Here is a 19,450-nt window from a genome sequence, read left to right as displayed (position 1 = left end):
TTCTCACTGTAACAGAACAACAGATAAAATCACTTTAACGAAGAACAACGAATTTGTAATTAGCTAATATCTATTTTTTCGAGCAAGATTCCAAAGTTAGAAAACATCTTTTTGCAAAATAGTTGGCAATATAGTGGTATAATTGCTGCTATATTTTTTTAATTTGGGTTTAATATATGACTGCATGGAATATAGCTATTGTTGGTGCAACAGGCCAAGTAGGCTCTGCGTTGGTTGAGTTATTACAAGAACATAGCTCACCAGAAAAAAGTTTTGAAATTGATAATCTTTACCTAATTGGTAGTGATAACAGCGCTGGCGAAGTGGTGCGTTTTGCTGGTAAAAATTTAACGGTAATGGATAGTGAGCAGATGGATTGGAGTCAATGCCATTTTGCTTTTTTTGTTGCCGGCAGTAAAACCAGTGAAAAATATGCTCAAACAGCAGCGCAAGCAGGCTGTATCGTTATTGATGCTAGTGGTTTTTTTGCTGATCAGGATCATATTCCATTAATTGTACCGAAAGTAAATAACAGTGTATTAACCGAATATCGCAATGAAAACATTATAGCTGTTGCTAGCCCTACCGTTTCACAATTACTACGCTGTGTTGCTTCGCTAACGGATATTCAGTTATTGACTAATTTACATTTAAGTAGTTTTATTCCTTCTTCATTATATGGCAAACCAGGTGTTGACGAACTTGCTGGGCAAAGTGCTCGGTTACTAAATGGTATGCCTGTTGATAATCAACTGTTTGACAATCAACTTGCTTTTAATTTGTTACCTGTTTCTCATGAGTCTGACCACTTAAGTTTAGGTGAACACTCACAAATTAATCAAATTCGTAAAGTGATAAGCAATTATGATTTACCTATCTCTATTGAATCAGTTATTGTTCCCGTATTTTATGGATTGGCTCAAGCGGTTAATGTTTCAAGCAGTTTACCAATTGAATTAGATATGGCCCGTTTTGGTGAATTTGGCGTTGAAGTAAAAAGTGAAGATTTACCAACACCGGTAACCGAAGTAAATACTGATTCTGAAAGTAATCTGACGATCAAACTTGCTAATTTACGACACAGTTATGGTAATTATGAGCAAATTCAATTTTGGTCAGTGGCGGATAATGTCCGTTATTTAGGTGGTTTAATGTTAATCGAGACGTTAGAGATCTTAATTAATGACTACCTGTAAGATTGCCTTAGGTATTGAATATGATGGTAGCGGTTATTTTGGTTGGCAACGTCAACAGCATGTTGATTCAGTACAACAAAGATTAGAATCAGCCTTGTCAGTAATCGCTAATGAACCTATCGCGGTATTTTGCGCAGGGAGAACTGATGCCGGAGTCCATGCAACAGGGCAAGTCATTCATTTTGAAACCACTGCTCAGCGTGCTGAAGGAGCATGGACAATGGGAGTCAATTCCCATCTTCCTGACAATATCGCTGTACGCTGGGCAAAAAGTGTTGATGATAGTTTTCATGCTAGATTTAGCGCAACAGCTCGCCGTTATCGATATATCATTTATAATCATCGTTATCGTCCGGCTATTTTAGCTAAAGGTGTGTCACATTATTATTTGCCATTAAATGAAAAACTCATGCATCAAGCAGCACAATATTTATTAGGTGAAAATGACTTTTCATCATTTAGAGCTGCGCAATGTCAGTCACGGACTCCATGGCGTAATATTCACCATATTGAAGTTACAAGACAGGGTGAATATGTTGTTGTCGATATTAAAGCTAATGCTTTTGTTCACCATATGGTGCGTAATATTGTTGGCAGTTTGTTGGAAGTTGGTGCTGGTAACCAATCACCACAATGGATCGAAGCTTTATTAGTGGCAAAAGATCGTACCCAAGCAGCAGCAACGGCAAAACCTGAAGGATTATATTTGGTTCAGGTGGATTATCCATTAGAATATCAAATTCCTAATTGCGCTTTAGGTCCATTATTTATACAGTAAGCGAATTAGTTATAGGTTAAATTAATTTAAAAACACAAAGATGAATGCAATGAAAAATGATGAAACAAGTTCGAATAAAGAACTCAAAAATCAAGACGCAAAAAAATCAAAACTGCAAAATATAAAGTTGCCGCCTCACTCTATTGAGGCAGAACAAGCTGTACTTGGTAGCCTAATGTTGGATAATCAACGTTGGGATGTTGTCGCAGAAATGATTACTGACCGTGATTTTTATTCTCGCCATCATCAATTAATATTTTCAGAAATGCATACCTTAGTCAGTCGTGGCACTCCGATAGATTTAATAACACTTTCTGAAAGTTTAGAAAGTAAGGATTTACTGATCGATGTTGGTGGATTTGCGTATTTAGCTGAACTTTCTAAAAATACCCCTAGTGCGATTAATGTGGTTGCATATACCGATATTATTCGTCAACAAGCTATATTGCGTGAACTGATTAGTGCTTCAAATGAAATAGCCGACAACTGCTATTCAACTGAAGGTCGAGATAGTACGGAAATTTTAGACTTAGCTGAAAGCAAAATTTTCCAAATTGCCGAAAGTCGTACCAAGCAAGGTGAAGGGCCTAAAAATATTACCGATGTGCTTGAAGCTACGGTAGCAAAAATTGAAGAACTATTCCAACGCCCACATGATGGAGTGACTGGAGTATCAACAGGCTTCCTTGACCTAGACAAGAAAACTGCAGGTTTACAACGTTCAGATTTAATTATTATTGCTGCTCGTCCATCAATGGGTAAAACGACATTTGCTATGAATCTTTGTGAAAATGCCGCCATGATGCAAGAAAAACCGGTTCTTATTTTTAGTCTTGAGATGCCGTCAGAGCAAATTATGATGCGTATGTTAGCATCGCTATCACGTGTCGACCAAACTCGTATTCGTACTGGTCAACTACAAGATGATGACTGGGCTAGGATATCGAGCACTATGGGCTTACTCCTTGAGAAGAAAAATATCTATATCGATGACTCATCAGGATTAACACCTATGGAGTTGCGTTCACGAGCACGGCGAATCTATCGTGAACATAAAGGATTAAGTATGATCATGGTCGATTATTTACAGCTTATGCGTGTACCTAATATTTCTGAAAACCGAACACTTGAGATCGCTGAAATTTCACGCTCATTAAAAGCATTAGCAAAAGAATTGCAAATTCCAGTTGTTGCACTTTCTCAGCTTAACCGTAGCTTAGAGCAACGTGCCGATAAACGACCTGTTAACTCTGACTTACGTGAATCAGGATCTATTGAACAAGATGCTGACGTGATTATGTTTATCTATCGTGATGAAGTCTATAATGAAGCTTCGGAACATAAAGGTATTGCCGAAATCATTTTAGGTAAACAGCGTAATGGCCCAATAGGTAAAGTGAGATTAAAATTCCAAGGTCAATTTTCAAGATTTGATAATTATGCTGATGCCGGTAAATATTTAGATGATGAATAATAAAATCAACTAAATAACTAGTGTAAATGTGAAAAAATATAACATTTACACTAGAGCAATTAACGCTTTATCTTATGGTTAGCATAGACTCGATAAAACTGAGCAACAATAAAGATAAACGCCTGTAAAATCACAATACAAGCACTGGTAGATGCATCTAAATGAAAACTGATTAATGTGCCCGTTACTGTCGAAAAAACCGATACAATCACGGCAATTATTAACATTTTCTCAAAACGTTTAGTTAATAAAAATGCAGTGATACCAGGTGCAATTAGCATTGCAATAACCAATATAACACCTGCGGCTTTTAGTGATCCAACAATGGTTAATGCTAAAATACTTAATAAACCGTAATGCAATAATTTAACTGGTAAACCAACCACTTTGGCTTGTACGGCATCAAAGCAGTACAGCATTAAATCTCGACGCTTAACAATCACTATAACTGAAACAATGCCTGCAATCGCAATAATCTGTATTAATTCTTGATAACTGGTACCTAATACGCTACCAAATAGAATATGGTTTAAGTGTTGAGATGTTTCTACTTTAGAAAATAGCACCAAGCCGAAGGCAAACATTCCCGAAAAAACAATACCCATCACGGTATCTTCTTTAATTCGACTGTTTTCCTTAATATAACCGGTGGCGACAGAACAAAATAATCCTGAAGCAAACGCTCCTATCATTAGGGGGATCCCTATTAAATAAGCGAGTACAATACCAGGTAATACTGCATGAGAAATAGCATCGCCCATTAATGACCAGCCTTTTAATACTAAAAAGCACGACAGCAAGGCACAAACAATTCCTGTAGCTAAAGCGGCGAAAATGGCTCGTTGAACAAAAGGAATTGTCAGGGGATGATAGATAAGCTCCCATAATATTGTCATACTGCTTCCCCTTTAATGCGTCTTGCTTGTCTAATTCGACGACGGTTGGAAATCAATCCTTGTCTTGGCGCAAAGAAGAAAGCAGTCAAAAAGATTAAGGTTTGTAGTGTCACAATCACGCCACCGGTTTCGCCATTTAAAAAATAACTTATCCAAGCGCCAATTGCACTAGTTGATGCACCAATAACCACAGAAATAATTAATAACCTTGTAAACCTATCAGTGAGTAAGTAAGCGGTTGCGCCTGGCGTTACCACCATCGCAATGACTAATATTGCCCCCACAGTTTGCAGAGCTGCAACTGTACATGCACTTAAAATAGTGAAAAATAGAATCTTTAATGGTAATGGTTTTAAACCAATAGAGCGTGCATGTGTTTCATCAAAAAACACCACTAACAGATCTTTCCAGAATAAGAGTAACAAAATAAACGAAACCAAAATGATGATTTGCACTTGTCTCATATCACTATCATCAATTCCCAAAATATTTCCAAAAATAATAGTTTGGGCATTAATTGAGGTTGGATTTAATGAGATGATTAAAAGGCCAATAGCAAAAAAGGTGGAAAAGATAAAACCTATAATTGCATCTTCTTTTAAACGGGTAAAAGCACGGACAATGATTATTGATAAAGCTGCCAACAATCCTGTAAAAAACGCCCCAACCGAATAAGGGTAGCCGATCGCATAGGCACCAGCTACACCAGGTACTACAGAGTGGGAAAGGGCATCACCCATTAAAGACCAGCCTTTTAACATCAAAAACGCTGATAAAAATGCACAAGCGGCGCCAACTATACTACTTACCCAAATTGCTTTTAACATAAAGCCATAGGTAAAAGGTTCCAGAAGTAGTTCCATTTAGTTTTGCCCTTTAGGTTCAATTATCGTTGGTTCGACTAATAAATCTTGATGAGGTGAACTATCGCCACCTTCACCGTAAAATACAGCAGCACGTTCATCATCAGTTAAAATCGACATCTTGCGAGGATCTTCATCCTCATGCAATTGTTCACCTGACAAGCTTAAATAACGTAATGCACCACCAAAAGTTGTCATCAAATTTTGTGGTGTAAAGGTGGTTTTGGTTTCGCCAAAAGCCAATACAGTTTGGTTAATTAACACCACTTGATCACAAAATTCAGGTACGCTACCTAAATTGTGGGTAGAAACCAAAATTAAATGGCCTTCATCACGAAGATCTTTAAGCAGATCGATAATGGCATTTTCTGTTTTAACATCTACGCCAGTAAATGGCTCGTCTAACAACAATACCTTACCTTGCTGAGCCAAAGCTCTTGCTAAAAAAACACGTTTTTTTTGACCACCAGAAAGTTGACCAATCTGTCGGTGTTTAAAATCCAACATATTGACCCGTTCTAGCGCCAAATCGACTTGTGTTTTGTCCTCTTTACTTGGTATTCGCAAAAAAGACATGTGACCATAGCGTCCCATCATTACTACATCAGAAACTAAAACCGGAAAATCCCAATCGACTTCCTCAGTTTGTGGAACATAGGCAATAATATTTTGCTTCAATGCTTGTTTTACTGAAATATTATTAAAAGTCACTTGTCCTTTAGTTGGTTTTATCATTCCCATAATGCTTTTAAATAGTGTTGATTTACCACTACCATTAACGCCAACCAGTGCACAAATTGTGCCACCATTTAAACGAAAGCTTGCATCATGAATTGCGGTGTGACCGTTATTATAAGTCACGGTAATATCATCAACATTTAAGCAAATTTGAGTCATTATTTTTCAAATCCTTTAGCGATTGTTTCAACAGTCACTTTTAATAAATCGATATAAGTTGGTACGGGGCCATCTTTAGTTGAAAGTGAATCAACATATAACACACCACCGTATTTAGCACCGGTTTCTTTACTGACTTGTTTAGCTGGTTTATCTGAAATGGTACTTTCACTAAATAAGACAGGAATATTATTCGCTCGAACTAAATCAATAAGATTCTTTACTTGTTTGGGGGTACCTTGCTGCTCGGCATTAATTGGCCATAAGTAAGCTTCTTTAAGATTATAATCACGCGCTAAATAACTGAATGCCCCTTCACTGGTCACTAACCAACGTTGTGATTCTGGAATTTTAGCTAAACGCTCACGAAGTGGGGCATCTAGCGCTTTAATTTTAGCTACATAATCTGCTGCATTCTTATTATAGGTTTCGGCATTTTTAGGATCATATTTAACAAAAGCGGCTCGAATATTTTCAATATAGGTTAAAGCTAAGGTTGGTGACATCCAAGCATGTGGATTTGGGTTACCTTTATAACTGCCTTCTTGAATTGGCATAGGATCGATTCCTTCTGTAACTACAACTGAAGGTACATCTTTAATATCCTCAAAAAAGCGTTTAAACCAAAGTTCTAAATTTAAACCATTCCAAAGCACCAAATCGGCTGAAAGAGCTTTAGTAATATCTTTTGGGGTAGGATCGTATTCATGAATTTCGGCTCCTACTTTGGTAATGGATTCAACAATTGCTGCATCACCGGCAACGTTTTGGGCAATATCTTGAATGACGGTAAATGTGGTAACCACTTTAAATTTCTTTTCATCAGCCGATGCTGAATTAGCTAAGCCAGTTAAAACTAACAATGATGTTAATATCATGTTTAATAACGCTTTGCGGTTTTTAAAAAAATTAAATTTCATTAGCGAATCCTTATTAATACTACTTGCTCAAGCTAGATCGAAATACAAAAATAAGTTATAGATAAAACTAATCAGAAATGAATGAAATCATTTTCTAAATAAATTATTAATAACAAAATCATAACATTTAAATGTTAATGAGAATTATTATCATTTAATTAATGAAAGTCAAATTATTTTTTATAACTAATTCTATTAATGTTAAATAAAGATACAAAAAAAGCGTAGATAGATACATCTATTAGATTGATAGCTAATGTAGTGTTAGACTTAATGATAATTGTAATATCTCATAATACAGTCCAATTACAACTTAAAACTAACGAGGTTAAACATGAAACTACGTAAAGTAATGGTTATTGGTGTAGGTAATGTTGGTTCAACTACCGCTTATACATTGGTCAATCGTGGCTTTTGTGAAGAAATTGCACTAGTTGATCTTAATAAGGATTTAGCTTACGGTCATGGACAAGATTTATTAGACGCCGCAGCCTATCGACAAAATATGATTAAAGTCAGTTTGCGTGAATCGACGGACTGTGCGGATATTGATATTGCAGTTATTACTGTTACCTCCGGATTAGCGCAAAAAAGCAGGGCTGAAGAACTTGTAGGTACGTCTAAAATTATGGCTAATCTTATTCCTAGTATGATGAAAAGTGGCTTTAAAGGAATATTCTTAATTGCTACCAATCCATGTGATGCGATTACTTATCAAGTTTGGAAGTTATCTGGTTTACCTCGTCATAGAGTTATTGGTACTGGTGTTTGGCTTGATACTGTGCGTTTACGACGACTATTAGGAGAACAGATGAATATTGGACCACAAAGTATTGATGCATTTATTGTGGGCGAGCATGGTGATTCCCAATTTCCAGTTTGGTCACACTCATCGGTTTATGGTATCAATCTCAACGATTTAGAAAGTAAAAACATCGATTTTAATGATATTGGGCTAAAAGCAAAAAACAAAGGCTTTGAAATAGCCAAATATAAGCATTGTACTGAATATGGTATAGCTAGTACTATTGCAGAGATCTGCCAACATATTTTTACCAATAGTCACCGAGCATTAGCACTTAGTTGTGTATTAGATGGTGAGTATGGTTATAAAGATTTGGCAATAGGCGTACCGGCAATTTTAGATCAACATGGTATTAAGAAAGTTATTGAACTCGATTTTAATGACAACGAAAAACAATTATTTACTAATAGTGTCAATATTGTGAAAGGATATATTGCTCATATTAATTTGTAATCGTTAAAAATTTGATTATGGGGGCGTTTTCAGAATTATAATCAGTTATTGATTACGCCCAATTTTACTTCAATGCCAATTATCTAATTAAGCTTTCAAATAAAATATTAAATATACAATTTTGATTTTTTATCGTTGTTAAGGAAATTGATGTTTTCCATTTAAAATTTCATAATCTCGATTGGGGTGTTCAATCGTATTAACTAAATCCTCAGTGACTAATCCTTATAGACCCATTATGAATTTTATTTATTCAATTGGATCAGCTGGCAAAATTGGGAAATGTTCATTTTCATAATTTTCAATGAATGATGTCATGATTTATAAAAATCACAATATGGATAGCTTAATTCATATTTCAATTAAAATGAGGGTCAATTGTCGCCTATGATTCTTGATAATTTTTTCTGTTTTAATTGACTTGATTATATCCCTCACTGCTTAAAATTCGAGAAAATTTTTTATATCTAATATTGTCATATTTTATTATTCTTAATTTTGGTTGATAGTTTTAAGTACATTATTTAATTTTTTAAATTCATAAGAACTTAAAAAGGTACTATTAGTGTTTTCAAGATAAAATGCTAATTCTTTATAAATCTTTAGATTTTCAAAAATAGGGTAACAAGCTAAATAATCGTCAAATGCGACAATATCTTCAGCATAGGCAAATTGTTGTTTAGTGAGTTTAGCTAAATAACCGTTTAGATTAAATTTTGTACAATCAGGGTATTGTTGTTTACGTTGAAATTGGTTATCACTAAATTGATAAGTTATATTTGCGTTGGATTCTGCATGGTAAACATTATCGACCACATCAATCCTATAATTTAGCTCATAATGAGCGGCGATATGTACATAAAATAATTTGTCGAAAGCCAAAGCAGAATAGTTAAATATATGATCTTCGTGACCGGTATGCGCTGAAAGTATCAGCTCATCCAAATAATCTCCTTCTTGATTAAATGCATTGAGTAAATATAAATCCTCCAAAATACCTTCTCCTAAACTATCGAAAGTAAAATGATAAAGAACAAATCGAATATTATCTATTTCAAAACGACCAATAGCGGTTAAATTTTGCAAGGTATAATAGGACTGCTCTTTAACTGAAGGTTTGTCATAATAGCGATAATCATCTTCATCAAAATGAAAAAATTTACTATCAACATATTGTCCGTTATCCATATTATGGGTATCGAATGGCATGTTTAATATTGGCAAATTTTGATAAAAATCGTTGAATGTTTTGAAGTGCTGGCGCTGATTATATTGTGGTCCTGCATAAGAGTAACTAGTATAAAACCAACTGAATAGTAAGCTAAAAAGTAGAGTAAATTTTATCATTGTAACCTTATTCTTTTATTTCAAAATTATCAGCGGGATATTTTACGCCGATTTGTTTCCTAATTTTGTTTAACATTGATGAAGCAAGTAAAGAAAGACCTATTCCTTGATGATCAATTGTCCGTTGTTTATAAAGTTTGGCAAATTCAAGTGCCTCATAATACAATTCATTACTTTGTTGCGTTATGCTAATAATTTTTTCTTCACCTTGGTGAGGATGAAAGGTGACTTGATGACAGGTGGATAGGTGATCGATAACTAACGCACCATTTTCACCTTGAATTTCACTTGAGATATAAGAATTAGTCACTTTTGAGTGCCAAATTATCATATCAAAATCGTTATAATTGCATAATACGCTGCCATGAGCATCAACACCAGATGCCAATAAACTCGATGTTGCATAAAATTGTTGTGGCTGACCCCATAAGCTAAGTCCAAAACTGAGTGGATAGATACCAATATCCATCAAAGAACCATTAGAAAATATAGGATTAAAGGTGTTGGGATTATTACCATTTAAATAGCTATCATAACGAGAAGAATATTGGCAATAGTTCAACAGAACTTTACGGATCTTGCCTAATTTTGGCAGATAACTTTTAATTAATTGATAATTTGGTAAATAGTAAGTTTTAAGTGCTTCAAAAATAATACGTTGATTGTGTTCAGCAATATCTATTAACGCTTTTGTTTGTTGATAATTAGATGTTAATGGTTTTTCACAAATCACATCTTTACCGTGTTCTAACATCAATTTCGCTTGCGAAAAATGTAATGAGTTTGGGCTGGCAATATAAACTACATCAATATTTGGCTGGTTAGCTAATCGTAATAAATTGTCAAAAAAATGACGAGCATGGTATTTTTCGGCAAAAATTTTGGCCTTATTTACATCACGTGAATATATAGCTACTAGCTGATATTTATTGGTTTGTATGGCTGCATCAATGAATTTTTCCGTTATCCAGTTAGTGCCAATTATTGCTAGTTTAATCATTGTACACCCTTTTGTAGTTTGGGTTAGTAAATGAAACGATTTATACGATCCATATTTAATCGTTATGATAATTTGATAAAAGGAGTATAGCAAAACCGATTATTTTGAAAAGTAGTAATTTCTTCAAAGGAGCCTCAATTGTTTGCTTTATTTTTTTATACTCATATAGTTAAATAACTTCAATCAATAAAAAACTAATTACAAAATTACTGTCAAAAAAGCGGTTATTTGCCTTTTTGATGTTAAACATTATCATGTAATGTATATGTAATATAATCTAAACTAAAATTTTAACTCGAAAAACTACTTATTAAATCCAATAATCTTAATAAGATTATTTTTAATAAAAAGGAAGTAATACATGAAAAAAGTACTTATCTCTTTAATGTCGGTTGTCTTATTATCTGGTTGTAAAGTTGAATTGGCTCCAACCGTAAATTTAAGTGATATAAACAGCGATACAGCGAAAACTATTTCATCAAAATTAATTGTAGAAGTGACAGCATGTGCTGATTATAAAGATTCTCGTAATGAATCATCTAGCTTAATCCAAGCTAAAAAGGGGATAACCGAAGTATTTGGTGATGCCAAATATATTGAATGTTATAGAGAAAAAATGGATTCAAAAGCGTTATTTGAAATTCCTATTACTGTTGGTGGTAAAGAGTTAACTGGTGATATCCAATTAGCTAATGCCGATTTTTGTGGAGGTCTGGTGGTAAAAATGTCAACAAACTTAAAAACTAAAATTGACAAAGTCAGTAAGTCAGGAATGTCTAAAATACAGCCATCAGTAACAATAAAACTTAAAAATGATACTAGCGAAAATGTCGATATTGTTGCTCATGCATCATATCTAAATGATAAGCCAATGACTGTATCGACTTACACACTGTTATCTGGAAAAGAAAACACCTTTAAATTATCTGATGTTTCAGTATCGTCTGCATTTGATAATGGTATTTCAATTATTTATGAATATTTAAACAATAGAATGAAGTTAGAAAAATAGCAAAATAATAAAACCCTCACTTCAACTTGAGGGTTTTTATTTTATAAATGCTAATCAAATCATTTTAGTAACCACATCTATTTATAAACTAATTTAGCTTAAACTAATATGTAATCGCTTTTTCTAATAAAGAAGACACTTAAATAAATATCCAGTATTGTCCCATCTTTGGATAAATTAATCTTTATAAAATCTGCTGAATTTTTAAGATAGCGTAATTGATTATAGACCGAATACTCACCATCTTAATGATTGAATATAGCAAGTTAGTAGGCAATAGAATGATATTTAAAGGTTGGTTGGAACATAATTAATCTTTTCTTATTAACTGGTTTAGTTAAAATCTCATAGCAATATATGGAAAGATAACTAGTTTTAGAAAAAGCTGAGGACAGTCTTTTTAATCTTAAAAATTAATTACATATCTTAACAAAATTCTTCCAGCAAGAGTTTGCTAAAACTTTTTTGTATACCTATACTAGCTCCATGATAAATAGGATATCAACAAAATAACGGAAGTTTTTAATGGTTGATAAATTATATTTAATTTTCACATGGCAAAGATTATTTTCATTATCTACTCGTTGTTCAAAGCAAAAGTTGAAATGCCTAAATCGCAATTATTTATTATCTCTCAGACAACCTTTACAACATTTATTTGAGATTATTGGTTTATTTATAGTTATGATGAATTCAGCTTATAGTGAAAGTGCATCAACTATTAACTTTATTCATGGTAGTAGACCTTATTTAACTTATGATGGTGGTAGGACTAAAATTGATAGTACAGAAGCATTATTAGGCATTGGTTTATCTAATGGGACATTTATTAATGCAGCCGAGGATTCATCAAGCATATTTAATCCAATCGAATTACCTAATATAAATGATACTATTGCAAATATTCAAACTATTGTGCCGCTATCAACAGCGGGAAATAGTAATTATCCAGTTATTAATATGTCTGATTTACTTAGGCCACCATACAACTACTTTGGTGATGATGATGGGGATGGTTATGCTATTGAATATGGCAATGTTACAGCAACTGCGACGGGACGTATTCGCCTAAAATGGGAAATTCGTGATCCTTCTGTTTCCAATCTTAATTCCAGTAATGCTTTCAAAGATATTACATCAATGATCAAAAACGATCCAAATATCTCATTTAGCCCATGTGATGGCCCATATCGATTAACAATAAGCGCTGATAATGGAGAATTAGAAACTTTATATGGTGAACCTAACAGAAGCAGTTTTACTGCTAGTAGTCATACTTATTATATTAATCCTAACAGAGCTCAAGCTAAAGTTTGCTATATTCAACCAAATTTAGTGTCAGATAATACCAGTCAAACGGGATATTATACTAACGGTCCTTTATGGGATAATCCTTATTTTGAAAATGGTAAATATAGAGGTTATCCAAGTAAAGGTTATAAGGTAGTAAATGCCCACAATAGTGGCAATTATAATGGTTCTTGGTCTGTAACACAAAATAACTTTCCAACTACCGGGTCCCATGGTTTATTCTTTTATTTATTATTAGGTGGGATAACACCAGAAAATGTTTTATATGCAAATGGTAACTTGGTTAGTGCTGTAGAAGGTGGTAATGTTCATTTATCTTTAAGTGTAAGTCAAACTCAACAGTGGCACCATACCTTATCTGGCATGAAGCCTTATGGTATGATCGAGCCGGCATTAAAAGTTACTTTAATCGGTCCTCGATTTAATTCAGGTGATAAAAGTTTTCGTCCACTTACATTTAGATTGTATGCAGATAGCAGTAAGAGTAAATTATTATATGAATTTAAGCTAATGCGTTGGTACATTGTTCAACCCGGAGTAACTTATGGTAGTGGTTATCCAACTAGATGGACAAAATACCAAGCATTATCTTATCAATCTGAAGCTAAAAATTATTGTTCTGGTTTAGGTAACGGTTATCGTTTGGCGGATGTGAATGATTTTACAAATAATAATTATTGGGATACATCTGATTATCCTTGGATAGATATTATTTGGGGAGGAGGTATTCCCGATAGACCAACTAATAGTTATCTTCGCCAAATTAGTTATCAAGATGGTGGTCGTTGGATAGGAGGAATAAATAATGAATGGGGCTGCTTATCTAATGGTTATAGCAACGCGCGTTGTCAAGGTTATCCAGGAAGTGATTGGGATAATGATAGTTATTGGAGTGCTAGTATTGGAACCTATGAATATCCTTACAATGGTGAACCTTTAGTGGTCAATAATATTGTTGGGGTTATATCAATTTATGATAGAGTTCAGTCGCGAACTAATTTACGTGCAGCGTGTGTAATTCCATAAATTGGTTAATACTCTCATAATTTAGTCATTCTCCCTCAAAAATAAATTTTGAGGGAGAATGACTTAGTATTTTTAGAACAAATTCATCTCCAATCATATCTATATTTTTTCGAACAAAGATAATTGCTCAGTTTTATAAAGTATTACATTATTTAGCGATAATAAAAATTAATTTAAAATTAAAACTACAACTTTATGGATATAAATAAAAACTGGAGAAATAATTAGCTAATAGCTACTAACATTGAGATGCAGAACAAGTTAATCGTTTAATTTATAAATATACAATAGTGATAATTCATTGTATAGATATTAATTTAATGCAAGGATGATAGCTATTAGAGTTAAATGTAAAGGCATATCGTTATATTTGAACTTGGAAATGAGAAATATATAGTCGAATAGGTGATATGAAATTTATGGCCGTACTACAATAAATGAATAAAGATGATACAAATAATTAATATAATTTAGCATCTAATTTAAATAAATATTTCAATTATAAGTCGGTCATAACATCATTACTATAAATAACATTAGAGCACAATAATTTTAAATATTAATTGTTGGTAATGTAGTTGATTATCAAGCATAGCAGTCAGCCCCTAACTAGATGGTGTACAGTTAGGGGCTTTTTATTTATTGGTTTGTTAAAAATAGTTTAAGTGATGGATTTTCAGTTTCATTATTAAAACCATAATCCAACTCGGTTAAATGTTTGGCAAAAGTTGTATGGCTGGCTTTATCAATTTCAAAAGCAGCTAGTACTCGGCCATAATCGGTACCGTGACTACGATAATGGAACATTGATATATTCCAATTAGTACCTAGCGTTTGTAAAAACTTAAGCAATGCACCTTGTGATTCAGGAAACTCAAAACTGTAAACTTGCTCGTTAAGAGGTTGGCATGGTTTACCACCAATCATATAACGAACATGTAGTTTGGCCATTTCGTCATCAGTGAGATCGACTACTTGATAACCAGCTGCGCTGAGTTCTTGCATGATTTCATCTTTTTCATTGTTTCTAGCAATTTTAACGCCAACAAAAATGCAAGCTGATTTATCGTCATGATAGCGGTAGTTGAATTCTGTGACTGCTCGTCCACCTAATAATTGGCAAAATTTTAAAAAGCTACCCTTTTGTTCAGGTATAGTTACCGCTAAGAGTACTTCACGTTTTTCACCTAATTCACAACGTTCAGATATATATCGTAGATTATGGAAGTTTAAGTTAGCGCCAGATAAAATATGGGCTAAATTTTCATCACAAATGTTATTCTGTTCGACATACTTTTTAAGACCAGCTAATGCTACTGCACCCGATGGTTCTGCAATGGCACGCACATCGTCAAATAGATCTTTAACTGCCGCACAGATTTCATCGCTATCAACAGTAATGATATCGTCAATATATTGCTGACAGAGTCTAAATGTTTCATCACCAATTCTTTTAACTGCAACACCTTCAGCAAATAAACCAACTCGATCAAGATCGACTGGATGCCCAGCCACTAAAGCCGCTTTCAAACAGGCAGCATCTTCAGGTTCAACCGCAATCACTTTGATTGATGGCATGATTTGCTTAATTAATACGGCAATACCAGCAGCGAGTCCGCCACCACCGACAGGAACAAAAATGCGGTCAAGCTTGGCATTTTGTTGCAACAGTTCCATAGCTATACTGCCTTGACCTGCGATAACTAATGGATGATCAAAAGGTGGAATAAAAATCCGGTTTTGTTGCTTAGCCAGTTCCATTGCTTTGGCTTTAGCTTCGTCAAAATTGGCTCCATAAAGTAGTACTTCACCACCAAAGCCTTTTACGGCTTCGACTTTGATATCAGCTGTATTTAATGGCATGACAATTAGTGATTTAATCCCTAATTTAGTTGCTGAAAATGCAACGCCTTGGGCATGATTACCGGCTGATGCGGCAACTACGCCGCATTTACGCTCTTCGGGGGTTAAGCTAGCTATCATAGCTTGAGCACCACGAATTTTGAAACTGTGGACTAATTGACGATCTTCCCGTTTAACAAAAATTTGATTTTTTAAACGAGTGGATATTTTTTCCATATGTTCCAGTGGCGTCACTTGAGCGACATCATACACGGCACTGCATAGCGTAGCTTTTAAATAATCAGCGCCGGTTAGTTTGTTAGCTTGTTGATTCACATTAACCACCTAATTTGCTTTTATCACGTACCGCACCTTTGTCTGCACTAGTTGCTAAGCTAGCATAAGCTTTTAGTGCATATGAGACATAACGGTCACGATTATGAGGAGTAAAGGCTTTATCACCACGAGCAAGTTCTGCGACACGGCGACGTTCTAATTCATCTTCTGGTACGATGAGCTCTAATTTACGATTTGGGATGTCGATATCGATAATATCACCGTCACGCACAAGACCAATCACCCCACCATTAGCGGCTTCTGGTGAAATGTGACCAATAGATAATCCTGATGAACCACCAGAAAAACGACCATCAGTGATTAATGCACAGGCTTTACCAAGCCCCATTGATTTTAAGTAACTTGTCGGATAAAGCATTTCTTGCATACCTGGCCCACCTTTTGGTCCTTCGTAGACAATTACTACCACATCGCCTGCCACTACTTTGCCTCCTAAAATTGCATCAACGGCATCTTCTTGGCTTTCATAAACTTTGGCCGGACCACGGAAGAGTAGGTTTTCGGCAGCAACACTGGCGGTTTTTACAATAGCGCCATCTTGGGCGACGTTACCATAAAGGGTTGCTAATCCACCATCTTGACTATAAGCATGTGCTTTATCTCGAATACAGCCATTTTCACGATCATCATCTAAGCTATCCCAATAACAATCTTGAGAGAAGGCCTTGGTGGTGCGAATGCCTGCTGGACCACTGCGATACATTTTTTTGACGGCTTCGTCAGTTGTTTGAGTAATATCATATTTGGCAAAGGTTTCTTGTAAACTTAAACCAAGTACGTTATGTACGTTACGGTTTAGTAATCCTGCTTTGTCCAATTCAGACATGATAGAGACTACACCACCAGCACGGTGGACATCTTCCATATGATAAATCGCGGTGCTTGGCGCAACTTTACATAGATGAGGAACTTTACGTGATAATCTGTCGATGTCTGACATGGTAAAGTCTATTTCACCCTCTTGCGCTGTGGCAAGTAAATGTAATACGGTATTTGTTGATCCACCCATAGCGATATCAAGAGACATAGCATTTTCATAAGCAGCTTTAGTTGCAATTGACCGAGGTAAATAAGCTGTATCATCATGTTCGTAATACTGTTTGGTTATTTCAACAATGCGCTTAGCCGCATTTAAGAAAAGTTGTTCACGCTGTTTGTGGGTGGCTATCAGTGAGCCATTACCCGGTAAAGAGAGACCTAATGCTTCGGTTAAACAGTTCATTGAGTTAGCAGTAAACATCCCCGAGCATGATCCACAAGTCGGGCAGGCTGATTGTTCAATAGCTTCGCTGTCGGCATCGCTAACATTTGGGTTAGCACTTTGGATCATAGCATCAACTAAGTCGAGTTTGATGATTTGATCCGACAGCTTGGTTTTACCGGCTTCCATTGGACCGCCAGAGACGAACACAGTTGGAATGTTTAAACGCAGTGACGCCATTAACATCCCAGGGGTAATTTTGTCACAGTTTGAGATACAGATCATAGCATCAGCACAGTGTGCATTAACCATATATTCAACTGAATCGGCAATGAGTTCTCGAGATGGTAATGAATAAAGCATTCCACCATGGCCCATAGCGATACCATCATCAACCGCAATAGTATTAAACTCTTTGGCAATACCACCACAAGCTTCAATTTCTTTTGCCACTAGTTGACCAATATCTTTTAAGTGGACATGGCCAGGTACGAATTGTGTGAATGAATTAACCACTGCAATGATGGGTTTACCAAAGTCTTCATTTTTTACGCCCGTTGCACGCCATAAGGCGCGGGCGCCTGCCATGTTGCGACCTTCAACTGAGGTTGCCGAACGATATTTAGGCATTTGTTGCTCCCAATTTTTCCTAATGCAAGCGACCGATTTCTATCGGTACATTTTTGAGTTCTTAATAAATAGTAAAACGATAACACCGCCGAATTAATCTTAATCGGCGGCTCTTCTCAATGCTTATTTAATTAGATCTAACCAACCATATTTATCTTCAGTTTTACCATCGAATAATCCGAAGAATGTTTGTTGGATTTGTTTCGTGATTGGGCCACAACGACCAATACCAACTTGAATGCGGTCAACACTGCGTACTGGTGTGATTTCGGCAGCAGTACCAGTCATAAACACTTCGTCAGCAAGATATAATGATTCACGAGACAGAGTCTGTTCACGTACTTCAATACCTAGATCACGAGCAAGGGTAATGATGGCATCACGAGTGATCCCTGGAAGTGCAGATGATGATAGTAATGGGGTAAATAATATGCCGTCTTTAACGATGAATAGGTTTTCACCAGAACCTTCTGAAAGTTGACCGTTAACGTCTAATGCAATCCCTTCTTGGAAGCCATTAGCGCGAGCTTCAGATCCGATAAGTAGTGACGATAAGTAGTTACCACCAGCTTTTGCTGCTGCAGGAATGGTATTTGGAGCAAAACGGTTCCATGATGATACCATTGCATCGATACCTTGTTCTAAGGCGTCTTCACCAAGGTAGGCTCCCCATGGGAATGCGGCAATCATAACATCTGTTTGATAACCTGCTGGTGGAATAACACCCATACCAACATCGCCAATAAATGCTAATGGACGAATGTATGCACTTTTTAAATTATTTTTCTTAATTACTTGACGGGTTGCTTCCATAATTTCTTCAAGTGAATAAGGAATAGGAAAACGATAAATTTTAGCTGAATTTAATAGGCGCTGTGCATGTTCTTTATGACGAAAAATTGCTGGCCCTTTATTTGTTTCATAACAACGGACACCTTCGAACACTGAAGTACCATAATGCAGAGCATGTGACATTACGTGAATTTTCGCATCTGCCCATGGAACCATTTCGCCATTGAACCAAATATAATCAGATTTTGCTGTAGTACCCATTTTTTGTTTTCCTCTTAAATTTACTTTTGTTAAGCATGTATACGGCTTTTATTCATTTAATGGTAAGCATTATACATCACTTTTTTGTTTGTTTAACTTCTAAAAAAATTACTTTTTTGGTTTAACCTATTGTTTCACTAAGGTTTATTTTATACTTTATTCTATCGCTATAACATCTTCCAATTTGCTAATTTGGCTTTGTAATGACGATAGTGATCGTTCCATGGTTAATGTTAGATTTAAGATAAATAAATGATTATCAATTGATTTCATTTGCATCTGTTGTATATGCCCGCCACGGTGGCGAACAACTCGTAAAATGCGTTCAAGAGAACCCAATTTATCATTGGCTTTTATAGTAAATTGATGTGTCGCTATTTGATTCATCA

The 19,450-nt window shown here is 35.2% G+C and carries 16 protein-coding genes; 6 read left to right on the top strand and 10 right to left on the bottom strand.

Annotation, left to right across the window (positions count from 1 at the left end; genetic code table 11):
* The first annotated feature begins 176 nt into the window (after positions 1-176).
* From B6D18_RS03595 to dnaB, 3 genes are read left to right on the top strand one after another with little or no spacing between them, the layout of a single operon-like run.
* A complete protein-coding gene (locus B6D18_RS03595; protein WP_086363188.1) occupies positions 177-1,196 on the top strand; it encodes an aspartate-semialdehyde dehydrogenase in 1,020 nt (339 codons plus the stop codon).
* Positions 1,183-1,974 (top strand): tRNA pseudouridine(38-40) synthase TruA, encoded by a 792-nt coding sequence (truA, locus tag B6D18_RS03590; protein ID WP_086363187.1) that lies wholly within the window; start codon positions 1,183-1,185, stop codon positions 1,972-1,974. The genes B6D18_RS03595 and truA overlap by 14 nt, the downstream gene beginning before the upstream one ends.
* Before the next feature lie 49 nt (positions 1,975-2,023).
* Positions 2,024-3,448, top strand: coding sequence for a replicative DNA helicase (gene dnaB / locus B6D18_RS03585; RefSeq protein WP_086321043.1), 1,425 nt, complete (start codon positions 2,024-2,026; stop codon positions 3,446-3,448).
* A 59-nt stretch (positions 3,449-3,507) separates the two neighbouring features.
* Here dnaB and B6D18_RS03580 read toward each other — a convergent pair whose 3' ends face one another.
* Genes B6D18_RS03580 through B6D18_RS03565 form a run of 4 tightly spaced genes read right to left on the bottom strand, consistent with a single transcriptional unit; the run spans position 3,508 to position 6,982 of the window.
* Entirely contained in the window at positions 3,508-4,344 is an 837-nt protein-coding gene (locus tag B6D18_RS03580; RefSeq protein ID WP_086363186.1) for a metal ABC transporter permease, read from the bottom strand.
* A complete protein-coding gene (locus B6D18_RS03575; RefSeq protein WP_086363185.1) occupies positions 4,341-5,207 on the bottom strand; it encodes a metal ABC transporter permease in 867 nt (288 codons plus the stop codon). The genes B6D18_RS03580 and B6D18_RS03575 overlap by 4 nt, the downstream gene beginning before the upstream one ends.
* On the bottom strand, positions 5,208-6,104 hold the full coding sequence (locus B6D18_RS03570; RefSeq protein WP_086363184.1) for a manganese/iron ABC transporter ATP-binding protein: 897 nt from the start codon (positions 6,102-6,104) through the stop codon (positions 5,208-5,210). It abuts the gene before it with no gap.
* Complete coding sequence (locus B6D18_RS03565; protein ID WP_086363200.1) at positions 6,104-6,982, bottom strand: metal ABC transporter substrate-binding protein; 879 nt, start codon at positions 6,980-6,982, stop codon at positions 6,104-6,106. The genes B6D18_RS03570 and B6D18_RS03565 overlap by 1 nt, the downstream gene beginning before the upstream one ends.
* Positions 6,983-7,358: 376 nt before the next feature.
* Here B6D18_RS03565 and B6D18_RS03560 point away from each other — a divergent pair, with 376 nt between their 5' ends.
* On the top strand, positions 7,359-8,282 hold the full coding sequence (locus B6D18_RS03560) for an L-lactate dehydrogenase (protein ID WP_086363183.1): 924 nt from the start codon (positions 7,359-7,361) through the stop codon (positions 8,280-8,282).
* Between the two features lie 492 nt (positions 8,283-8,774).
* Here the strand turns inward: B6D18_RS03560 and B6D18_RS03555 are convergent, their stop codons facing one another.
* Both B6D18_RS03555 and B6D18_RS03550 read right to left on the bottom strand, forming a co-directional pair.
* Positions 8,775-9,629, bottom strand: a complete 855-nt coding sequence (locus B6D18_RS03555; RefSeq protein ID WP_086363182.1) for a hypothetical protein — start codon at positions 9,627-9,629, stop codon at positions 8,775-8,777.
* A 7-nt stretch (positions 9,630-9,636) separates the two neighbouring features.
* Positions 9,637-10,629 (bottom strand): Gfo/Idh/MocA family protein, encoded by a 993-nt coding sequence (locus tag B6D18_RS03550; RefSeq protein ID WP_086363181.1) that lies wholly within the window; start codon positions 10,627-10,629, stop codon positions 9,637-9,639.
* 361 nt (positions 10,630-10,990) lie between these two features.
* On the opposite strand from B6D18_RS03550, the gene B6D18_RS03545 reads away from it, so the two are divergent.
* Positions 10,991-11,641: a hypothetical protein gene (locus B6D18_RS03545; protein ID WP_086363180.1), complete on the top strand. Its 651-nt coding sequence runs from the start codon at positions 10,991-10,993 to the stop codon at positions 11,639-11,641.
* Between the two features lie 525 nt (positions 11,642-12,166).
* The gene (locus tag B6D18_RS03540) at positions 12,167-13,978 is read left to right on the top strand and encodes a hypothetical protein (RefSeq protein ID WP_086363179.1); all 1,812 of its coding nucleotides are present in this window, start codon (positions 12,167-12,169) and stop codon (positions 13,976-13,978) included.
* A 639-nt stretch (positions 13,979-14,617) separates the two neighbouring features.
* On the opposite strand, the gene ilvA is transcribed toward B6D18_RS03540, so the two are convergent.
* The 4 genes from ilvA to ilvM form a co-directional block, all read right to left on the bottom strand.
* Positions 14,618-16,156 carry a threonine ammonia-lyase, biosynthetic gene (ilvA, locus tag B6D18_RS03535; protein ID WP_254048615.1) on the bottom strand — a complete coding sequence of 513 codons (1,539 nt, stop codon included), beginning with the start codon at positions 16,154-16,156 and terminating at the stop codon, positions 14,618-14,620.
* A 1-nt stretch (position 16,157) separates the two neighbouring features.
* Complete coding sequence (ilvD, locus tag B6D18_RS03530; RefSeq protein WP_086363177.1) at positions 16,158-18,008, bottom strand: dihydroxy-acid dehydratase; 1,851 nt, start codon at positions 18,006-18,008, stop codon at positions 16,158-16,160.
* Positions 18,009-18,131: 123 nt separating this feature from the next.
* Positions 18,132-19,061 carry a branched-chain amino acid transaminase gene (locus B6D18_RS03525; RefSeq protein ID WP_086363176.1) on the bottom strand — a complete coding sequence of 310 codons (930 nt, stop codon included), beginning with the start codon at positions 19,059-19,061 and terminating at the stop codon, positions 18,132-18,134.
* 156 nt (positions 19,062-19,217) lie between these two features.
* Complete coding sequence (ilvM, locus tag B6D18_RS03520; RefSeq protein ID WP_086363175.1) at positions 19,218-19,448, bottom strand: acetolactate synthase 2 small subunit; 231 nt, start codon at positions 19,446-19,448, stop codon at positions 19,218-19,220.
* Positions 19,449-19,450: the final 2 nt, after the last annotated feature.

This window comes from Gilliamella sp. A7 (assembly GCF_002142015.1).
Taxonomy (GTDB): domain Bacteria; phylum Pseudomonadota; class Gammaproteobacteria; order Enterobacterales; family Orbaceae; genus Gilliamella; species Gilliamella apis_A.
Note: the sequence above shows the minus strand (reverse complement) of the source record. Positions and strands in the feature narration are given on the sequence as shown.